Here is a 19,518-nt window from a genome sequence, read left to right on the forward strand (position 1 = left end):
GCCTACTCTCCTGCGGTACCGGCACGACGGGCGACCGCCGCTGCGAAGGCATCGCCCCGCGCGCCGTAGTTGGGGAACATGTCCATCGACGCCGCGGCGGGCGCGAGCAGGACGACGTCGCCCGGCTGGGCCAGCTCGGCGGCGCGCGCCACGACGACGTCCATGGCCCCAGTGTCCGTCGTCGGGACGTCGACCACGGGGACATCGGGCGCGTGTCGGGCCAGGGCCTGCGCGATCTGCGCACGGTCGGCCCCGATCAGCACCACCCCTCGCAACCGGCCGGCGGCGTCGCGGACCAGGTCCTCGACGTCGGCGCCCTTGAGCAGGCCGCCGGCGACCCAGACGACCTTCTCGAAGGCGTGCAGGGACGCAGCGGCGGCGTGCGGGTTGGTGGCCTTGGAGTCGTCGACGTACCGCACGCCGTCGACCTCACCCACCGATGCGATGCGGTGCGGCTCGGGGCGGAAGGCCCGCAGCCCGTCACGGACGGCGACGGGGGGCACACCGTAGGCGCGGGCCAGCGCGGCCGCGGCCAGGGCGTTGGCGACGTTGTGCGGTGCCAGCACCGCCGAGGACCCCTGCACGTCGGCCAGCGTCGCGAGCTCGGCCGCGGAGGTGCGGCGCTCCTCGACGAAGGCCCGGTCGGCGAGGACCTCGTCGACCAGCCCCACCATCGACAGGCCGGGCGTGCCGAGGGTGAAGCCGATCGCCCGGCAGCCCTCCTGCACCTCGGCGTCCATGACCAGCTGCTCGGTCGCCGGGTCCTGCACGTTGTAGACGCAGGCCACCTTGGTGTTGGCGTAGACCTTGCCCTTGGCCAGCCGGTAGGCCTCCATCGAGCCGTGCCAGTCGAGGTGGTCGGGGGCGAGGTTGAGGCAGGCGGAGGCGTGCGGGACCAGCGAGTCGGACCAGTGCAGCTGGAAGCTCGAGAGCTCGACGGCGATGACGTCGTAGGGCTCGGGGTGCAGGACCGCCTCGAGGATCGGGGTGCCCACGTTGCCGGCGGCGGTGGCCCGCAGGCCTGCCGCGCGCAGCATCGAGGCGAGCATCTCGACCGTCGTGGTCTTGCCGTTGGTGCCGGTGACGGTCAGCCACGGGGCCGGGCCCACGGCCTGGCGCATGCGCCAGGCGAGCTCGACCTCACCCCACACCGGTATGCCGTGGGCGGCCGCCTCGACGAGCAGCGGCTGGCCGGGTCGCCACCCCGGTGAGGTGACGACGAGGTCGGCGGGCCAGCCCGCCGGCATACCCGCCACGTGCTCCGGGCCCAGGCGCACGTCGACGCCCAGGATGTCGAGGATGCGGGCGCGCTCCCCCAGCCCCGGGTTGGCCACCGGGTCGCCCCCGTCGACGACGACGACGACGGCGCCGCGCTCGTGCAGGGCGTCGGCCGCGGCGAAGCCGCTGACCCCGAGCCCGGCGACGAGGACGCGCAGCCCGCTCCAGTCGGCGGACGCGTCCGTGAGTCCGTCGAGGCGACCCCCGACCGGTGCCCCGCTCACTGCGCGCCCACCACCCACTCGGCGTAGAACAGGCCGAGCCCGAGCGCGACGAACAGCCCGGCGATGATCCAGAACCGGATGACGATGGTGACCTCGTTCCAGCCCAGCAGCTCGAAGTGGTGCTGCAGCGGCGCCATCCGGAACACGCGTTTGCCGGTGAGCTTGAACGAGCCGACCTGGATGATGACCGACAGCGTGATTGCCACGAACAGGCCGCCCAGGATGATGATGAGCAGCTCGGTGCGGGTGGTGATCGCGAGCCCGGCGAGCGCGCCGCCGAGGGCCAGCGACCCGGTGTCGCCCATGAAGATCTTGGCCGGCGAGGCGTTCCACCAGAGGAACCCGAAGCAGGCCCCCATGCAGGCGGCGGCCACCACCGCGAGGTCGCGGGAGTCGCGCACCTCGTAGCACTTGAGCCCCGGCGTGAGCTGGCAGTTCTGGTTGCCCTGCCAGATGCCGATGAGGACGTAGGCGGCGAACACCATGACCGAGGCGCCGGTGGCGAGGCCGTCGAGGCCGTCGGTGAGGTTCACGCCGTTGGAGGTGCCGGCGATCATGAGGTTGGCCCAGACGACGAACAGGACCAGCCCGATGAGCGGTCCCGCAAACGCCAGGTTGAACGGCGTGTCCCGGACGAAGGAGACGTAGGTCGAGGCGGGGGTGCGCCAGTGGCTGTTCGGGAACTGCAGCGCGAGCACGGCGAAGACGACGGCCACGAGCGTCTGCCCGGCGAGCTTCTCCCCCGAGCGCAGGCCGAGGCTGCGCTGCTTGGAGATCTTGATGTAGTCGTCGAGGAAGCCGACGAGCCCGAGCCCGGCCATGAGGAAGAGCACGAGGACGCCGCTCCAGGTGAGCGGCGTGGCGGTGATGAGGTGGGCGAGGCCGTAGGCCGCCAGGCTGGAGCCGATGATGACGGCGCCCCCCATGGTGGGCGTGCCGCGCTTGGTGTGGTGCGAGGTGGGGCCGTCGTCGCGGATGAACTGGCCGTAGCCCTGGCGGACGAGGAACTTGATGAACATGGGCGTCCCGAGCAGGGCGCCGACGAGGGAGATGACGGCCGCCGCCAGCACGGCTTTCACGTCGCGTCCTCCTCAGTGCCGCCGGCCACCGCATGGGGTCCGGCGTCGCCGGCCACCTTGTCCCCGAGCCACCGTAGCCCGGCGTCGCGGCTGGACTTGAACAACACGACGTCTCCCGGGGCGAGTGTCTCGGAAAGCAGATCGTAGGCGGCGTCGGCGTCGGGCACCCACACGGCCTCGTCGCCCCACGACCCCTCGTGCTGGGCGCCGGTCGCCATCGGCCGGGCGGTCTCACCGACGACGACGAGGCGGCCGATGTTGAGGCGCACCGCGAGCCGGCCGATGGCGTCGTGCTCGGCGGTCGACTCCTCCCCCAGCTCGAGCATCGAGCCGAGCACCGCCCAGGTGCGCCGGGGGCTGCCGTCCTCCGCGCGGCCCATGGCCACGAGCGCCTTGAGGGCGGCCCGCATCGACTCGGGGTTCGCGTTGTAGGCGTCGTTGACGACCGTGACGCCGTCGGCGCGCTCGGTGACCTCCATCCGCCACCGGGAGGCGGGTGTGGCGGTGGCCAGGGCCCTCACCGTCGACTCGAGGTCGAGGCCACAGGCGCGGGCGGCGCCGACCACCGACAGGGCGTTGGCCACGTGGTGCTCGCCGTGCAGCTGCAGGCTCACCCGGGCGACCCCCTCGGGGGTGGTGACGCGGAACGACGGCCGGCCCTGCGCGTCGAGCGTCACCTCGTCGGCGCGGACGACCGCGTCGGGGGCCGTGCCCACGAGCACCACCTCGGCGGTCGTGCTCGCCGCCATCGCCCGCACCACCGCGTCGTCGGCGTTGAGGACGGCGACACCGTCGGCGGCGAGCGCCTCGACGAGCTCGGCCTTGGCCACCGCGATCGCCTCTCGGGAGCCGAACTCGCCGACGTGGGCCGAGCCGACGTTGAGCTCGAGGCCGATGCGCGGGGGCGCCATCGTCGTGAGGTACCGGATGTGGCCGGTGCCGCGGGCGCCCATCTCCACCACGAGGTACCGCGTGTCCGGCGTGACGCGGAAGACGGTCAGGGGCACGCCGACCTCGGAGTTGAGCGACCCCACGGGCGCCACGGTCGGCGCTGCCTGCGAGAGCACGTGGGCCAGCAGGTCCTTGGTCGAGGTCTTGCCCGAGGACCCGGTGATGCCGATGACGGTGAGGTCGGGGTGCCGGTCGACGACGGCCCGCGCCAGCGCGGCGAGGCCGTCCTGGATGTCGTCGACGACCACGCAGGGCAGCTCCTCGACCGGCCTGGTGGTCATCGCCGCGACGGCGCCGAGCTCGCGGGCTGCAGGCACGAAGGCGTGGCCGTCGGCGTGCTCGCCGATCCGGGCGACGTACAGCCCCCCGGGCCCCGCCTCGCGGGAGTCGGTGACGACCGGCCCGTCGACGACCAGCGCCGCGGCCGCGGCGTCGTCGACCCCGTGGAGCCGGCCGCCGGTCGCCTCGGCGACCTCGGCGAGGGTCATCGGGATCATGCCCGTCCCCCGGTGGCGAGCAGCTCGTCGAGCGCGGCGCGCGCCACGTCCCTGTCGTCGAAGGGGTGCACGGTCCCTGCGACCTCCTGTCCGGTCTCGTGTCCCTTGCCGACGACCGCGACGACGCTGCCGGGGCCGGCCTCGTGCGCCGCGTGCACGGCCCTGCGGATCGCCTCGGCCCGCCCCTCGACGTCGTGCAGCTGCGCCGGGGTGCCCGCGTCGCGCGCCCCTGCGAGGACGGCGTGGCGGATCTCGGCCGGGTCCTCCGAGCGGGGGTTGTCGTCGGTGACGAAGACGACGTCGGCGCCCTCTGCGGCTGCGCGCCCCATCGCGTCTCGCTTGCCACGGTCGCGGTCCCCGCCGGCGCCCAGGACGACGACCAACGCGCCGCGCGCTGAGGGGCGCAGCGCGGCCAGCGCCGCCGCCACGGCATCCGGCGTGTGCGCGTAGTCCACGACCACGAGGGGCAGCCCGGCGTCGCCGGCCCGCGGCCCGTCGGTGGGGTCGACCGGCTCCATGCGTCCGGGCACGTGCGGGTCCTGCGCCATCGCCGTCTCGGCCTCGGCAGCCGGGGTGCCGGTCAGCACCAGCGCCAGCGCCGCCATCGCCGTGTTCACGCGGTTGAAGTCCCCGGGCAGCGCCGAGCGCAGGCGCAGCGTGCTCCGGCCGTCGCCGAGCTCGAACCGCGCCGCGTCGTGCGGGTCGACCGTGAGCCGCCAGTCGGCGTCGACGCCGGCGACGGAGGTGATCGTGGTGAGCGGTATGCCGGCGACGGCGGCGAGCTCGCGGCCCCACTCGTCGTCGACGCAGACCAGCCCGCGCCGGGCGCGCTCGGGGGTGAAGAGCGAGGCCTTGGCAAGGAAGTAGTCGCGCATGGTCGGGTGGAAGTCCAGGTGGTCCTGGGACAGGTTCGTGAACAGCGCGAGGTCGTAGACGACGCCGTCCACGCGGTGCTGGCTGAGCGCGTGGCTCGACACCTCCATGACGCAGTCGTCCACCTCCCGCTCGGCCATCAGGGCCAGCAGGGCGTGCAGGACCGGCGCCTCGGGCGTGGTGCGCACCGACTGCACCCGCTCGTCCCCGATCCGCGTCTCGACCGTGCCGATCAGACCGGTGCGGCGGCCGAGCGCCCGCAGGGCGGAGCTGACGAGGTAGGCCGTGGTGGTCTTGCCGTTGGTCCCCGTGATGCCGTACGTGGTCAGGGACAGGTCCTGCGTGCCGAACACCCGCGAGGCCAGCGCACCGACGACGGACCGGGGTGACTCGACGAGCAGCCGGGGCAGCGCCTGCGCCCCCATCCCGGCGTCGTCGAGGATCGCCGCTCCCGCCGCGTCCGTGAGGACGGCGACGGCGCCCAGCCCGGCCGCCCCCGCGGCATACGAGGCACCGTGGGCGGTGGCGCCCGGGAGGGCGGCGTAGAGGTCACCGGCGGCGACGTCGCGGGAGTCCAGGGTCACGCCCGAGACGAGGGGGTCCGAGCCCACCAGCTCACCGCCGGCGAGGGCCGCCAGCGTCGAGAGCCGGGTCGTGTCGGGGGACGCCGGGCGGGGGAAAGGCACGGAGAGCGAGCCTACCGTCAGCGACCCGAGCCGGAGGACCCGCGGTCGCGGATGACGGTGGGGTCGCTCGGCGACGGCGTGTCCTTGGGCCGGATGACCGCGACCGGCGACTTCGTGCCGGTCGGCGGGATCTTCAGCTCCTGCAGCGCGTAGGTCATGACGTCGTGGAAGACGGGGCCGGCGACCGCGCCGCCGAAGTACCCCTTGATCGGGCGCTGGAGCGTGACCGCCACCACGAGCTGCGGGTCGTCGGCGGGGGCGAAGCCGATGAAGCTCGCGGTCTTGCCCGAGTAGCCGCCGGTGCGCGGGTCGTACCGGTCGGCGGTGCCGGTCTTGCCCGCCACGCGGTAGCCGTCGATCTTGGCCTCGGGCGCGGTGCCCTCCTTGCCGACGACGCCCTCGAGCATGTCGCGCACCTGCTTGGCGACCTCGGGCGAGACGACGGTGACCGGGTCGGGCCGGGCCGACGGGGTGAACCCCCCGTGGCCGTCGCCCACACCCGCGACGATGCGCGGCGGGATCCGGACGCCGTCGTTGGCGATCGTCTGGAACACGCCCGCCGCCTGGAGGGCGTTAACGGCCAGGCCCTGCCCGAACAGGACGGTGTAGCGCTGCGAGCCGCTCCAGTCCTTGTAGTTCGTGAGCAGGCCAGGCCCCTCGCCGGGGAAGTCCATGCCCGACGTGGCGCCGAGGCCGAACTTGCGGAAGTAGCCGTACGTCTTGGCGGCCCCGACCCGCTCGGTCGCCAGGATGGTGCCGATGTTGCTCGACTGCGCCAGCACCCCGGCGAAGGTGAGGTACTCCGTCGGGTGGTCGTGGCTGTCCTTGAACTGGGTGCCGGCGCGCGGCAGGCGGTTGGGGACCTCCACCACGGTCGAGGGCGTCACCACACCCTCCTGCAGAGCAGCAGCGGCGGCCATGACCTTGCCGGTGGAGCCCGGCTCGTACACCTCGCTCCACGCCTTGTTGGTCCAGTTGCCGCTGGACTGCCCGGGCTGGTTGGGGTCGAACGTGGGGTACGACGCCACCGCGAGCAGCTCCCCCGTCCTGGCGTTCTCCACCACGACCGTGCCCGACAGCGCCTTGGTCTCACGGACCTTCTGCGCCACCGCGTTCTGGGCGTACCACTGCAGGTCGGAGTCGATCGTCAGCCGGACATCCCTGCCCGGCACGGCGGGAATCGTCTCCTGCCGTGCGTTCGGGATGGGCCGGCCGTCCTGGCTCTGCTCGAAGATGGTCTTGCCGGCCTTGCCCTTGAGCTCCTTGTCCATGAGCACCTCGAGACCGCCACCTGCGGTGCCGTCGGCGCGGACGAAGCCGACGAGCGAGGCCGCCGCCGTCGAGGTGGGGTAGCTGCGCTCACTGGTCGGCTCGGAGTAGATGCCGTTGACGCCGAGCTCGGAGATCTTGCGCCAGTTCAGCGGCGTGACGTTCTTCTGCAGGACGCGGTACCTCGCCTCACCGGTCAGCATCCTCGTCAGGTCGGGCACGGCGATGCCCAGCAGGGGTGACAGGTCCTGCGCCGCCCCCGCCACGCCGACCTTGGTGCGGACGCCGTCGACGGTGCGGGTGTACTCGGGCACGGCCGTCTGGTCGACGGTCACCGTGCGCCTCTCGATGCTGGAGGCCAGGACGGTGCCGTTGCGGTCCACGATGGAGCCGCGCATCGCGGGGTAGACGATCGTGCCCATCCGCTTGGACTCGGCGGTCTGGGAGACACCGGCCGCGTCGAAGCCCTGCAGGCGCAGCAGCTGCGCCCCGAAGATGCTGAACACGAACAGCACGGCGACGGTCATGGTGCGCATCCGGCGACGGGGGTTGCCCCCGCCGAGGTGCACCGGCTTGGCAGCGGGGCGGCGCGGCGGGGTGCCCCGTCCCAACGGGCCCGCGCCGCGGCGCCCCGTGCCGGGTGAGCGTGCCGGTCGCTGGCCGCGGTCCTGGGGGCCGCGCGGCCGGCCGGCCGCCGCCTTGGGGTGCTGGGTCGCCGGGCGGGACCCGGACGAGGGCGCGGGGCGCTGGCGCGGAGGTCCGGGGCGCGTGCCTCGGGACTGCGTCACTGGCTACCTCGTGTCCTCGGTCGGGGTGGGTCCGGCTGTGGTGGTCGGGCTGTGCTCGGTCGGGCTGTGTTGGTCAAGCTGGGACGGGTCGGGCTGCGCGGTGCGCCTGCGTCAGTGGGACGGGGTCGTGGCCGTCGCCGGCTTCGTGGTCCCGGGCTTGGTGGTCGCAGGCTTGGTGTTCGCGGGCTTCGTGCCGGACGGCTTCGTCGGGGGCGTGGTCGTGGTCGAGCTCGTCGTGGCCCGGGTGCGGGCGTTGACGCTGGTGACGGTCGTGACGACGGACCCGTCCGCCTTGGTCACCACCGTCGTCGTGGTCGTCACGTCCCCCTTGACCTTCGTCGTCGTCCTCGGTGTCCGCGGCGCCGCGGGCTTCGACGGACCGACCGCGGACGGCGAGACCTGGGGTGCCGTCACCACGGTAAATCCGCTGCCCTTGGTGGCGGCCTTCGCCACGCCGAGCACCCGGCCGTCGGACAGTCGCAGGAACGCGGCGGAGTCCGACGGCACCATGCCGAGCCTCCCGGCCCGGGAGGCGAGGTTGGCCGGGCTGCGCTGGGCGTCGATGGCCTGGGTGAGGGCCTGCTGGGTGTCGGTGAGCTCGCCCGAGGTCTGCTGCAGGCGGTGCAGGGTGAAGGACCCCTCGGCCATGGCCGTGTTGAGCATGAGCAGCGCGACGAGGCCGCCGACGAGCAGCAGCATGCAGAACGCCGCGAAGAGCCCGTTGCCCGGGTGCCCGACCGCGGCGGGCACCAGGCGCAGCGGTTGCGGCGCCGCCGCCCGTCGCGCCGGTGCCCGAGATGCGACCCTCGCCGTCGCAGTCTGCTGGCTCATCGGTGGGTTCCCTTCGTCGGTGCGGGGGTAGGACGGGTGCGCTCGGCCGCGCGGAGGCGGACCGAGGCGGACCGGGGGTTGGCGGCCTGCTCCTGGGCGGACGCCTCCTCGGCGCCACGGGTGAGCAGGCGCAGGTATGCCGCGTGCTCCGGGAGCTCGACCGGCAGGCCCGCGGGAGCGCTGCTGCGCGCGCCCTCGGCGAGGACCCGTTTGGTGATGCGGTCCTCGAGCGAGTGGTACGACAGGACAGCGACCCGGCCGCCGACCGCGAGGACGCCGATCGCCCGCGGCAGGGCGCGCGCCCAGACCGACAGCTCGGCGTTGACCTCGATCCGCAGGGCCTGGAAGGTGCGCTTGCCCGGGTGCCCACCGCTCTTCTGCGAGGCGGCCGGCACGACCTTCTTGAGCAGGTCGACGAGCCGGCCCGAGCGGTCGAACGGCTCGAGCTCCCGCTCGCGCACGACCGCGGCCGCGATCTTGCGGGCGAAGCGCTCCTCGCCGTACTCGCGGAGCACCCGCTCGAGGTCGGCGGCGTCGTAGGTGTTGAGGACGTCCGCCGCCGTGATGCCGGTGCCCTGGTCCATCCGCATGTCGAGCGGCGCGTCCTGGGCGTAGGCGAAGCCGCGGTCCGCCTCGTCGAGCTGGAGCGAGGAAACCCCGAGGTCGAAGAGCATCGCGTCCGCCGCGGTGATGCCGAGGTCGCGCAGCGCGGTGTCGACCTCGTCGTAGACGGCGTGCACGAACGTGGTGCGGTCGGCGTACGGCGCGAGCCGCTCGGCCGCGAGCTCGAGCGCCTCGGTGTCGCGGTCGATCCCGACGACCCGGGCCTGCGGGCAGCGCTCGAGGATCGCCTGGGCGTGGCCACCCATGCCCAGGGTGCCGTCGACGTAGACGGCGCCGGGCTCGGCCAGCGCGGGGGCGAGCAGGTCGACGACGCGGTCGCGCAGGACGGGAACGTGCCGGTCCGCGGCCGCTCCTCGTGCGCTCATGACGTCTCCTGCTGCTGGGTGGTGCCGTGCGGGGTGGTGCCTGCTCGGGTGGTGCTGGGTGGTGCTGGGTGCTGCGGGTGGTGCTGGGTGCTGCTGGGCCGGTGTCCCTGAGGTCAGGTCCCCATCCGCTCCAAGGGGGGTGCAGCCCGGGACGGGGGAAGTCGTCCCGGGAGGCGGAGCGGCTGGAGACCTGGCTCCAGGGCGCGTGGCCCGGTCGGTCAGAGCAGCCCGGGGATCACCTCCTCGGACTGGTCGGCGAAGCCCTGCTCGGTGCTCTCGAGGTAGGCGTTCCAAGCGTCGGTGTCCCAGACCTCCACGCGGCTGCCGGCGCCGATGACGGTGCACTCGCGGGTGAGCCCGGCATACGCACGCAGGGTGGCCGGGATGGTCACCCGCCCCTGCTTGTCCGGCACCTCGTCGCTCGCACCGGACAGGAAGACACGGGTGAAGTCGCGGACCGCCTTGCTGGTCGTCGGGGCGGCCTGCATCTGCTGCGTGACCCGCAGGAACTCCTCCATCGGGAAGACGTAGAGGCAGCGCTCCTGTCCGCGCGTGACCACCAGCCCGTCGGCCATGCGGTCGCGGAACTTGGCGGGCAGGAAGAGCCGGCCCTTGTCGTCGAGGCGGGGCGTGTGGGTACCGAGGAACACGGCGCCACCACCCCATCTCGACCCGAGGAGGGCCCCACGGCCCTCTCACATCCCCCACTTTACTCCACCATCATCCCCTAGGTCAGCAAATCCCGCCCTGAGGCCTCATCCGTTCGGCCATTTCCGCAGGTCAGGCCGCGTGGAGGAAAGTGGGGAGCCTTGGCCTCGACGACGGCTCCCCAAGCGGTTCGCGTCACCTCGGGCAGCTCGCGCCGCCGCCGCGGGTGCCGCCCCCACGGCGGACCGAGCCCCGGAGAGGTCACGAGACGGCATACCCGCTGTTTTTCGTGGGGGGTTGTGGGGGAAGATCGAGCGACACCCGGGGGCGCACCGTGGCGACCGCCGGGACCGACGAAGGGGGACCCCCGGTGCCGACCAGCGGAGACGAGCAGACCAGCGTGGACAGGACGGGCGTCCCCACCCCCAGGACCGTCACCCCGGCCCCCGGGACCGAGATCCTCTCGCTGCCTGCCGGCTCCCCCGCCTCCCTCGGGCAGGTCAGCGAGGTGGCCTCGCGGCTCGCCCGGGCCATGAACTCGGTCATCGAGGGCAAGCCCGACGTCGTCCACACCGCCATCACGGTGCTGCTCGCCGAGGGCCACCTGCTGCTCGAGGACGTGCCGGGCGTCGGCAAGACGATGCTCGCCAAGACCCTGGCCCGCTCGATCGACTGCTCGGTGCGCCGGGTCCAGTTCACGCCCGACCTGCTGCCGAGCGACATCACCGGCGTGAGCGTGTTCAACCAGGACGTGCGCGACTTCGAGTTCCGCCCCGGCGCGATCTTCGCCAACGTCGTGGTCGGCGACGAGATCAACCGCGCCTCGCCGAAGACCCAGTCCGCGCTGCTGGAGTCGATGGAGGAGGGCCAGGTCACCGTCGACGGCCAGACCTACGACCTGCCCAAGCCGTTCATCGTCATGGCGACCCAGAACCCGATCGAGATGGAGGGCACCTACCCGCTGCCCGAGGCCCAGCGCGACCGGTTCATGGCCCGCATCTCCCTCGGCTACCCCTCCGCCCGCGCCGAGGTGGCGATGCTCGACACCCACGGCCAGGTCTCCCCGCTGGAGACCCTCTCCCCCGTCACCGATGCCGCCACCGTGACCGCCATGGTCAAGGCGGTCCGCTCGGTCTTCACCAGCGACGCGATCAAGCAGTACGTCGTCGACGTCTCCGCCGCCACGCGCTCCAGCACGGCGCTGCGCCTCGGCGCCTCGCCCCGCGCCACGCTGCACATGCTCCGCGCGTCCCGGGCCCACGCCGCGCTCGAGGGCCGCGACCACGTCCTGCCCGACGACGTCCAGGCGATCGTCCTGCCGGTCCTGGCCCACCGCGTCATCCCCACCGGCGAGACCCAGCTCGCCCGGCGCAGCACCGGCGAGGTCCTGCAGGACCTCCTGCGCCGCGTGCCCGTGCCCGCCGCCGGCCGCTGAGGCAGCCCGTGCGCAGGCTTCGCGACCTCCTCACCACGCGCGGACGGGCGTTCGTCGCGGCGGGCCTGACCCTCGTGCTGTGCGGGATCGGGCTGGGCTTCACCGACCTCACCCGCATCGGGGTCCTGCTCGTGGCGCTGCCGCTGCTCAGCGGCGCCCTCATGCGCCGGCACGACCTGCGCTTCTCGCTCGAGCGCACGGCGGTCCCCGGCCGGGTGCAGGTCGACGAGAAGGCCCTGGTCACCCTCGCCATCGAGAACGCCGGCGCGGCGACCAGCCCCCTGCTCATGGCCGAGGAGCAGCTCGACTACGCCCTCGGCGACCGCCCCCGGTTCGTCGTGCCGCGGATGCGTCGCGGCGACCGGCAGGAGGTGCACTACACGGTGCGCTCGCACGTGCGGGGACGGCACCGGCTCGGACCACTCGGGGTGCGGCTGCGCGACCCGTTCGGGCTGAGCACGAGGGTGGCCGCGATCTCAGGGTCGAGCGACGTGCTCGTGCTGCCGAGGATCCTGCCGCTCGGCGGGGGACGCCCCGCGGGCAGCGGCGTCGGCGCCGAAGGAGCCATCCCGCACATGGTGGCCCTGCACGGCGAGGACGACGTGTCGATCCGCGCCTACCGTGACGGCGACGACCTGCGCCGCATCCACTGGCCGGCCACGGCCAAGACCGGTGACCTCATGGTCCGCCAGGAGGACCGCCCCGCCCGGCGCCGGGCGGCCATCGTGCTCGACTCGCGGGCGCGCGGGCACCACGGCAGCGGCAGCTCGAGCTCCTTCGAGTGGGCCGTGACCGCCTGCGCCTCGGTCGGGGTCCACCTGCTCGAGCAGGGGTATGCCGTGCACCTCGTGTGCGACGAGACGGCCGAGGACAGCCGGGCGGCGAGCGCCCTGGAGGTCGACCCGCTCCTGGACGTCCTGGCCGTCGCCCAGACCGGGCGCGACGACCTGTTCGCCGACGTGCTCCAGGCGGCGCACCCCGTGACCGCCTCGGGTGGCCTCGTGCTGGCCGTCGTGACCGACCTCGACGAGGAGCTCGCCCGGCAGGTCGCGTCGCTGCGCCAGCCCGGCGGCACCGCCCTGGCCCTCGTGCTCGACCCCGACGGCTTCGCCGCCACCCGGCGGCGCCGGCAGCAGGGCACCGGCGAGCTGCCCTGCGTGCCCATCCTCCAGGGTGCCGGCTGGGGCGTGGCCGTCGTGGGCGCGGGCGACGACCTCGCCACCGTGTGGGCGGCCCTCTCCGGCACCGGGTCCCGGGTGGTCGCATGAACCGCGGACGCGTCGCCGACTCGGTCCTGGCCGGTCTGGCCTCGGCCGTCGTGGCGTGGCCGCTCACGACCCTGTTCACCCCGAGCACGTGGATGCGACCCACCCTGGGCATGGTGCTGGTCGTCGTCGTCGCGGGTATCGTGGCGCGCCACCTCACCGGCTCCTGGCCGGCGGTCGCCCTGACCCAGCTCGTCGGGGTGGTGCTGGCCGCCGGATGGCTCTACGGGCGGGGTCACCTCTGGTACGGCCTCCCCACGCCCGACATGGTGCTCGCGTTCAACCGGCTGCTCGTCGACGCCCGCGAGACGATCCAGAACTACGCCGCGCCGGCTCCCACCAACCGCGGGGTGACCCTCGGCATCGGGCTGGCGATCGGCGCCGCGGCGATCGTCGTGGACCACCTGGCCGTGATGCGCCGCTCCCCCGCCCTGGCCGGCCTGCCGCTGCTCACGACCTTCCTCATCAGCGCCTCGAACTCCGGGGACGCCCTCAACCCCATGTACTTCGTCGCCGCGGGCGCCGTCTGGCTGGTGCTGCTCGGCCGGCAGGGCATCGCCTCGCTGCGGCGGTGGAGCACGACGGTGCCGCTGGGCGCGTCCGGGCGCCGCCGTGACGACGACCGGGACGGGTCCTTCGGGTACGCCGCGGCGGGCCGCTCGCTCGCGGTCGCCGGCCTGGCGATCGCCGTGGTCCTGCCGGTGGCCATCCCCCACCTGCCGACGCGCTACCTCATCGACGGCCTCGGCCGCTCCCAGCAGGCCACCGGCTTCAGCGACGGCCAGGTGGGGTTGAAGACGACCCTGGACCTCACGCGCAGCCTGCAGAACCCGTCCAAGGCGCCGGTGTTCACCTACACGACGAACGCGCGCCTGCTCAGCCCGCTGCGGATCGGCGTGTTGCAGAGCTACCGGGACGACACCTGGCAACCGGACCCGCCCGACGTGCGGTACGCCCGCCGCACCACGGTCAGCCCGCCGGCAGACCTCTCCCCTGGCGTCCCCCGCGAGACCTACCGGGTCTCGGTCGACGAGTCGAGGATCGAGGCGCCGCAGATCGCGGCCCCCACCCCGGTGGTGTCCGGCGACCTCGGCCGCGTCCCCTGGGGCGTCGACGCCAACACCTCGGTCGTGTCGGTGGACCGGGCGGCGCGCTCGTACAGCTTCACCTACCTCGCGCTCAACCCCACTCCGGAGTCGCTCGCCCAGCCGGTCCGGCAGCCGACCGGGGGCCTGCTCCCCCCGGACCTGCAGGTCGACCCGGCCGCCCAGCCCGCCGTCGAGAAGGCCGTCCGGGAGGTCGTCCCGCGGGGCGCCACCCGGATCGAGGCGGCCCAGGCGATCCAGAAGTACCTGCGGACCGACGGTGGCTTCCGCTACTCGCTGCAGGTGCCGGACACCGTGCGCAACGACTTCGGCCAGCTCGAGCGGCCCGACGCCATCACCCTGTTCCTGCGGGCGAAGGTCGGGTACTGCGTCCAGTTCGCGACGGCCATGGTGATGATGTCGCGCGAGGCCGGCATCCCCGCCCGCATGGCCATCGGCTACCTGCCCGGCACCGCGACCCGGGGCAGCTACACCGTGACCGGCGCCGAGGCCCATGCGTGGCCCGAGCTGTTCTTCGAGGGCGTCGGGTGGCTGCGGTTCGAGCCCACCCCGTCGGGCACGCAGAGCACCGTGGCGCCCCCGTACTCGCTCGAGTCGACGTCGCCCGGCAGCACCGCCCCGACCGGGTCGAGCACGGCCACCAGCGCCCCCACCGCCACGAGCACCCGGCCGGACGGCCGCAACGACCCCGGCGCGCTCGACCCGACGCGGACCACGTCCACCGGCTCCGGGCTGACGGGCTGGTTCGAAGGTCGCCGGGCCCTGATCACCCTCTGGGTCCTGCTCGGCATCCTCGCCGGCGTGCTCGGCTCCCTCGCGGTGCCGCTGGCGGCCCGGGCGCGGCGGCGACGCCAGCTGCGCCGCGCCGCCGACGAGGCGGCCCGCGTCGAGGTCGAGTGGCGCTCGATGGTCGAGCGCATCGGCGACCTCGGGGTCATCGCGCCGAGGGGCAGCACCCCGCGCCAGGCCGGCGCCTTCTACCAGCGCGAGGCCTACCTCGAGGGCGAGCAGTCGACGGCCCTGCGCCGGGTGGTCGACGGCGTGGAGAAGTCGCGCTACGCCCGCCCCGGCTCGACGGTGCTCACCGACATCCGCCACGACAGCACCGCCGTCGTGAAGGCCGTGTCGGGCGTGCGCCGGCGGCGGGACCGCCTGCGCGCCACGTGGTGGCCGACCGAGGGGCTCGTGGAGTGGCGCGAGCGCCGGGAGCAGCTGGCCACGCTGGTGCGCCGGCCGTACGACCGGTTCCAGGACTGGCGGGCCAGCCGGCGCGGCTGACCGCACGGGCTGTTCCGGGACGGGTGGGCCGGCTCGCTCGCCTGACCGGTCCAGCACCGGCGCGCCGAAGGGCCGTGGCGTCCTGACCGGTCCGGGACCGGGGCGGCGTAGGGCCGGGGCGCCCTGACCGATCCCGGACCGAAGCCTCTGCCACCTGCGCCGGCACGCCCCGAGCATGGGGGCATGAGCAGGAGCCCCAACCGCGTCCTCGTGGTCGTGGTGGGCGCACTCGTCGCCCTCGCGGCCGCTGCCGCCGTGTGGTCCACCACCCGGGGCAGCTCCCACTACGGTGCCGGCACGCCCGAGGCGACGGTCCAGTCGTACCTCACGGCGGTCCTGGACGGCGACACCGAGACGGCGGCCGGGTACCTCGCCCCCTCCAGCACCTGCGACCGCGAGGACCTCACCGGCGTCATGGTGGCCGACTCGACCCGGGTGAACCTGGTGCACGCCACCGTGGGCTCGAGCACCGCGCAGGTGCAGGTGGCCGTGGACCGCTCGGACTCCGAGGGCCCGTTCGCGGTCGGTGAGTCCGAGGAGCACGTCTACCACCTCGCGCGGACCGACGGGCAGTGGCTGCTCGAGGGGATCCCCTGGCCGCTCTACGACTGCACAGGAGGCTCGAAATGATCTCCGCCCTGCTCCTGCTCGTCCTCATCGTGGTCGGCGTGGTGCTGGCCTCGCGGCGGCTGGCGGGCCGCGCCGGGGCCGGGCCGGCGGACGTGCACGTGGTCCGGCGCTTCTTCCAGTACCTCCTGCTCCTGGGGCTCCTCGTCGTCGGAGCCATCGGCGTCTCCGGGCTGCTGGGCCACGTGCTCGAACGGGGCACCCTGGCGCGCGCCGACGAGACCGCCCTGGCCCTCAGCCTGACGTTCACCCTCGTGGGGCTGCCCCTCCTGGTCGTCCTGGCGCTGGCGACGCGCCGCCTGCTGCGCCAGCAGCCCGAGGAGGGCCGGTCGCTCGCCTGGGCCGCGTTCGTCACCCTCGCCTCGCTGACCGCGCTGGGCGTCACCATGTCGTCGCTCGAGGACGTCCTGCGCTGGGCCGTCGGGGTGCGGGCCTACGACGGCGCCGCCCTCGCGTCCGTGCTCGTCTGGGGCGCGACCTGGGGCGGTCTCTGGTGGCTCGAGGGCCGGTCCGTGCCCCGGGAGCACCGCACGCTGCACCACCTGACCGGCTCCGGGATGGGCCTGTGGACCGCCGCCTCCGGGCTCGGTGTGCTGGTCGCCACCGGGCTGCGCTCGCTGTTCTCCATGCCGGCCGACCTGCTCACCACCGGCGGCCACCCGGCCCTGCGCGGCGGGGTGACGCTCGCCGTGGGCGCGGCGGTGTGGCTGCAGTACTGGGTGCGGACGGCGTCGCGCGAGCCGCGGGGGCCGTGGTGGGTCGCCTACGCCCTCCTCGCGGGTGTCGGCGCGGGCTTCGTCGTGGCGATCGTGGCAGCCAGCACCGTGCTCTACGACGTGCTGGTGTGGGTCGTCGGGCGACCCACGACGACGGATGCCGCGAACCACTTCGCCGGGGCCCCGGCCGCGGCAGGCCTCGTGGTGGCCGGCGGGCTGGTGTGGTGGTACCACCACGCGGTGCTCGAGCAGGAGGAGCACGCCCAGCGGTCTGAGGCCCGCCGGGTGTACGAGTACCTCCTCGCCGGTGCCGGGCTGCTCACGGCGGCCGCCGGTGTGGCCACCGCCGTCATCGCCGCCCTCGAGGGTGCGACGAACAGCACCGTGCTGACCGGCCCGAGCACCGTGAACACCGTGCTGGCAGCCGCGACCCTGCTGGTCGTCGGCACGCCGGTGTGGGTGTTCTACTGGCGGCCGGCCCAGGCGGAGGCCCATGCCGATCCCGGCGCCGAGGTCGAGTCGCCGACCCGGCGCGCGTACCTGTTCGGCCTGCTGGGCGCCGGCAGCGTCGCGGCCGTCGTCTCGCTGCTGGTCGCCGTGTACCAGTTCTTCCAGGCCGCCTTCGACGACACCCTCGGCGCCGCCACGGTGCGCAGCGCCCGGTTCGCCATCGGCATCCTGCTCGCGGCGGCCGCCGTGGCGGCCTACCACTGGACGGTGTACCGGGCCGACCGTACCGCCGCCCCGGCTCGGCGGCACGGCCCGAGGTACGTGCTGGTCGTGGGGCCGCACGACCCCGACCTCGCCAGGACCCTGGCCCGCAGCACGGGCGGCCGGGTGCAGGCCTGGACCCCGGCCCTCAACGGCCACGGCGCCGTCGTCCGCGTTGCTGCAGAGCCGGCGGGGGGCCCGGTCGCTGCTCCCCCGCTCACGGCGGAGGCGGTGCTCGCCGCGATCGGCGAGACGTCCGAGGACGAGGTGCTCGTGCTCAGCGAGGGCGAACGGCTGCGCACCATCCCCCTCCACCGCGAGTGACGTCCCTCCACCGCGAGCGACCTCTCGGCGCGGGACACGACGAAGGCCCGTGGACGTCGTCCACGGGCCCTCGTCGTCGAAGCGTGCTGGCGGCTCAGTCCAGGTCGCCGGGACCGACTCCTCGCGGGTCCGGGCCTCCCTCGCTGGCGCTCGGTCGGGTCCTCCCCGCGTCGTCGTCAGTCCAGGTAGTCGCGCAGGACCTGGCTGCGGCTCGGGTGGCGCAGCTTGCTCATCGTCTTGGACTCGATCTGGCGGATCCGCTCACGCGTGACGCCGTAGACCTTGCCGATCTCGTCGAGCGTCTTGGGCTGGCCGTCGGTGAGGCCGAACCGCATCGAGACCACACCCGCCTCGCGCTCGGAGAGGGTGTCGAGCACCGAGTGCAGCTGCTCCTGCAGCAGGGTGAAGCTGACGGCATCGGCCGGGACGACCGCCTCGGAGTCCTCGATGAGGTCACCGAACTCGGAGTCGCCGTCCTCGCCGAGCGGGGTGTGCAGCGAGATGGGCTCGCGACCGTACTTCTGGACCTCGACGACCTTCTCGGGGGTCATGTCGAGCTCCTTGGCGAGCTCCTCCGGGGTGGGCTCGCGTCCGAGGTCCTGCAGCATCTGGCGCTGCACGCGGGCGAGCTTGTTGATGACCTCGACCATGTGCACCGGGATGCGGATGGTGCGCGCCTGGTCGGCCATGGCGCGGGTGATGGCCTGGCGGATCCACCACGTCGCGTAGGTCGAGAACTTGTAGCCCTTGGTGTAGTCGAACTTCTCGACCGCACGGATCAGGCCGAGGTTGCCCTCCTGGATCAGGTCGAGGAAGAGCATGCCGCGACCGGTGTAGCGCTTGGCCAGGGAGACCACCAGGCGCAGGTTGGCCTCGAGCAGGTGGTTCTTGGCCTTCTTGCCGTCCTGGGCGATCCACCACAGCTCGCGCTTGAGCTTCATGTCGATCTTGTCGCCGGAGTTCAGCTTCTCCTCGGCGAACAGGCCGGCCTCGATCCGCTTGGCGAGCTCGACCTCCTGCTCGGCGTTGAGCAGGGCGACCTTGCCGATCTGCTTGAGGTAGTCCTTGACCGGGTCGGCGGTGGCGCCAGCGGTGACGACCTGCTGGACGGGCGCGTCCTCCTCGTCGTCGTCGCGCAGGACGAAGCCGGTCTTCTCCTCCTCCTCGGACTTCTCCTCGGCGTCGACCTCCTCGACCTCCACGTCCTCGAGCTCGGCCTCGACGACCTCGGTGGGCTCCTCGTCCTCGAGCTCCTCCTCGGGGACGCCGTCGCCCTCGGCGCCCTCGGCGGCCGCACCCTTGGCAGCGGCCTTGGCCCCGGACTTCGCCCCCGGCTTGGCCGCGCCCTTGGCGGGTGCGGTGGCCGCGCCGGCAGCTGCCGCGGCAGCCTTCTTGGTGGTGGTCGCCTTCGCCGCCTTCGCCGCGGTCTTGGCCGTCGTGGCGGCGCCCTCGTCGGCGGCCGCTGCGGACTTCGCCGCAGTCGACTTGGCGGCCGACTTCGCGGCGGTCTTCTTCGCCGGAGGAGCGTCCTTGTCCGCCCCGTCCTTGGCCGTGGTGGCCTTCTTGGCGGTGGTCTTCTTCGCCGAGGCCGTGGCGCGGGTCCTGGTGTTCGTGGCGGCGACCGCACGCGAGGCGGTGGCGGCGTCGAGGGTGACGTGGATGCCCTGCTCGTCGAGCGAGCGCAGCACGACCTTCATCCGCTTCGGCGCGATCTCGGCGCCCTCGAGGGCCTCACGAAGCTGCTCGGAGTTCACCGACCCGTGCGTGCGACCCTGCTGCAGCAGCTTCTGCAGCGCGGGGAGAGCGAACTCCGGGGGAAGGGATGGTGCGGGGCTCGCAGCCTTCTTGGACACAGGCGACACGGACTACCTTTCGTCGCGGACTCGCGGCACGGCGCGCGCCATCACGGGCACGGGGGATGCCTGTGACAACAACTGCGGGGG

14 protein-coding genes are annotated in these 19,518 nt (G+C 73.7%); 5 read left to right on the forward strand and 9 right to left on the reverse strand.

Features of this window, described 5'->3' with window-relative positions; translation table 11 throughout:
• Positions 1-2: 2 nt before the first annotated feature.
• From murD to mraZ, 8 genes are all read right to left on the reverse strand, one after another.
• Positions 3-1,502: a UDP-N-acetylmuramoyl-L-alanine--D-glutamate ligase gene (gene murD, locus ACYVDO_RS14005; RefSeq protein WP_460936908.1), complete on the reverse strand. Its 1,500-nt coding sequence runs from the start codon at positions 1,500-1,502 to the stop codon at positions 3-5.
• Positions 1,499-2,581, reverse strand: coding sequence for a phospho-N-acetylmuramoyl-pentapeptide-transferase (gene mraY, locus ACYVDO_RS14010; protein ID WP_460936911.1), 1,083 nt, complete (start codon positions 2,579-2,581; stop codon positions 1,499-1,501). Before mraY ends, murD begins: the two co-directional genes overlap by 4 nt.
• Positions 2,578-4,029: a UDP-N-acetylmuramoyl-tripeptide--D-alanyl-D-alanine ligase gene (locus ACYVDO_RS14015; protein WP_460936913.1), complete on the reverse strand. Its 1,452-nt coding sequence runs from the start codon at positions 4,027-4,029 to the stop codon at positions 2,578-2,580. Before ACYVDO_RS14015 ends, mraY begins: the two co-directional genes overlap by 4 nt.
• The gene (locus ACYVDO_RS14020) at positions 4,026-5,588 is read right to left on the reverse strand and encodes a UDP-N-acetylmuramoyl-L-alanyl-D-glutamate--2,6-diaminopimelate ligase (protein WP_460936915.1); all 1,563 of its coding nucleotides are present in this window, start codon (positions 5,586-5,588) and stop codon (positions 4,026-4,028) included. The genes ACYVDO_RS14015 and ACYVDO_RS14020 overlap by 4 nt, the downstream gene beginning before the upstream one ends.
• A gap of 17 nt (positions 5,589-5,605) precedes the next feature.
• Positions 5,606-7,393, reverse strand: a complete 1,788-nt coding sequence (locus tag ACYVDO_RS14025; RefSeq protein WP_460936918.1) for a peptidoglycan D,D-transpeptidase FtsI family protein — start codon at positions 7,391-7,393, stop codon at positions 5,606-5,608.
• 363 nt (positions 7,394-7,756) lie between these two features.
• A complete protein-coding gene (locus ACYVDO_RS14030; RefSeq protein WP_460936920.1) occupies positions 7,757-8,476 on the reverse strand; it encodes a hypothetical protein in 720 nt (239 codons plus the stop codon).
• Positions 8,473-9,465 carry a 16S rRNA (cytosine(1402)-N(4))-methyltransferase RsmH gene (gene rsmH, locus ACYVDO_RS14035; RefSeq protein WP_460936922.1) on the reverse strand — a complete coding sequence of 331 codons (993 nt, stop codon included), beginning with the start codon at positions 9,463-9,465 and terminating at the stop codon, positions 8,473-8,475. Before rsmH ends, ACYVDO_RS14030 begins: the two co-directional genes overlap by 4 nt.
• A 218-nt stretch (positions 9,466-9,683) precedes the next feature.
• The gene (mraZ, locus tag ACYVDO_RS14040) at positions 9,684-10,115 is read right to left on the reverse strand and encodes a division/cell wall cluster transcriptional repressor MraZ (RefSeq protein WP_460936924.1); all 432 of its coding nucleotides are present in this window, start codon (positions 10,113-10,115) and stop codon (positions 9,684-9,686) included.
• A 455-nt stretch (positions 10,116-10,570) separates the two neighbouring features.
• Between mraZ and ACYVDO_RS14045 the strand changes: the two genes are divergently transcribed.
• From ACYVDO_RS14045 to ACYVDO_RS14065, 5 genes are all read left to right on the forward strand, one after another.
• The gene (locus ACYVDO_RS14045) at positions 10,571-11,548 is read left to right on the forward strand and encodes an AAA family ATPase (protein WP_460937229.1); all 978 of its coding nucleotides are present in this window, start codon (positions 10,571-10,573) and stop codon (positions 11,546-11,548) included.
• A gap of 8 nt (positions 11,549-11,556) precedes the next feature.
• The gene (locus ACYVDO_RS14050; RefSeq protein ID WP_460936926.1) at positions 11,557-12,816 is read left to right on the forward strand and encodes a DUF58 domain-containing protein; all 1,260 of its coding nucleotides are present in this window, start codon (positions 11,557-11,559) and stop codon (positions 12,814-12,816) included.
• Positions 12,813-15,197: a transglutaminase family protein gene (locus tag ACYVDO_RS14055; RefSeq protein WP_460936928.1), complete on the forward strand. Its 2,385-nt coding sequence runs from the start codon at positions 12,813-12,815 to the stop codon at positions 15,195-15,197. Before ACYVDO_RS14050 ends, ACYVDO_RS14055 begins: the two co-directional genes overlap by 4 nt.
• A 183-nt stretch (positions 15,198-15,380) precedes the next feature.
• Positions 15,381-15,827 carry a hypothetical protein gene (locus tag ACYVDO_RS14060; RefSeq protein WP_460936931.1) on the forward strand — a complete coding sequence of 149 codons (447 nt, stop codon included), beginning with the start codon at positions 15,381-15,383 and terminating at the stop codon, positions 15,825-15,827.
• Positions 15,824-17,575 carry a DUF5671 domain-containing protein gene (locus tag ACYVDO_RS14065; protein WP_460936933.1) on the forward strand — a complete coding sequence of 584 codons (1,752 nt, stop codon included), beginning with the start codon at positions 15,824-15,826 and terminating at the stop codon, positions 17,573-17,575. Before ACYVDO_RS14060 ends, ACYVDO_RS14065 begins: the two co-directional genes overlap by 4 nt.
• A gap of 176 nt (positions 17,576-17,751) precedes the next feature.
• Here ACYVDO_RS14065 and ACYVDO_RS14070 read toward each other — a convergent pair whose 3' ends face one another.
• Complete coding sequence (locus ACYVDO_RS14070) at positions 17,752-19,437, reverse strand: RNA polymerase sigma factor (protein WP_460936935.1); 1,686 nt, start codon at positions 19,435-19,437, stop codon at positions 17,752-17,754.
• Positions 19,438-19,518 lie beyond the last annotated feature (81 nt).

This window comes from Phycicoccus ginsengisoli, assembly GCF_054779295.1.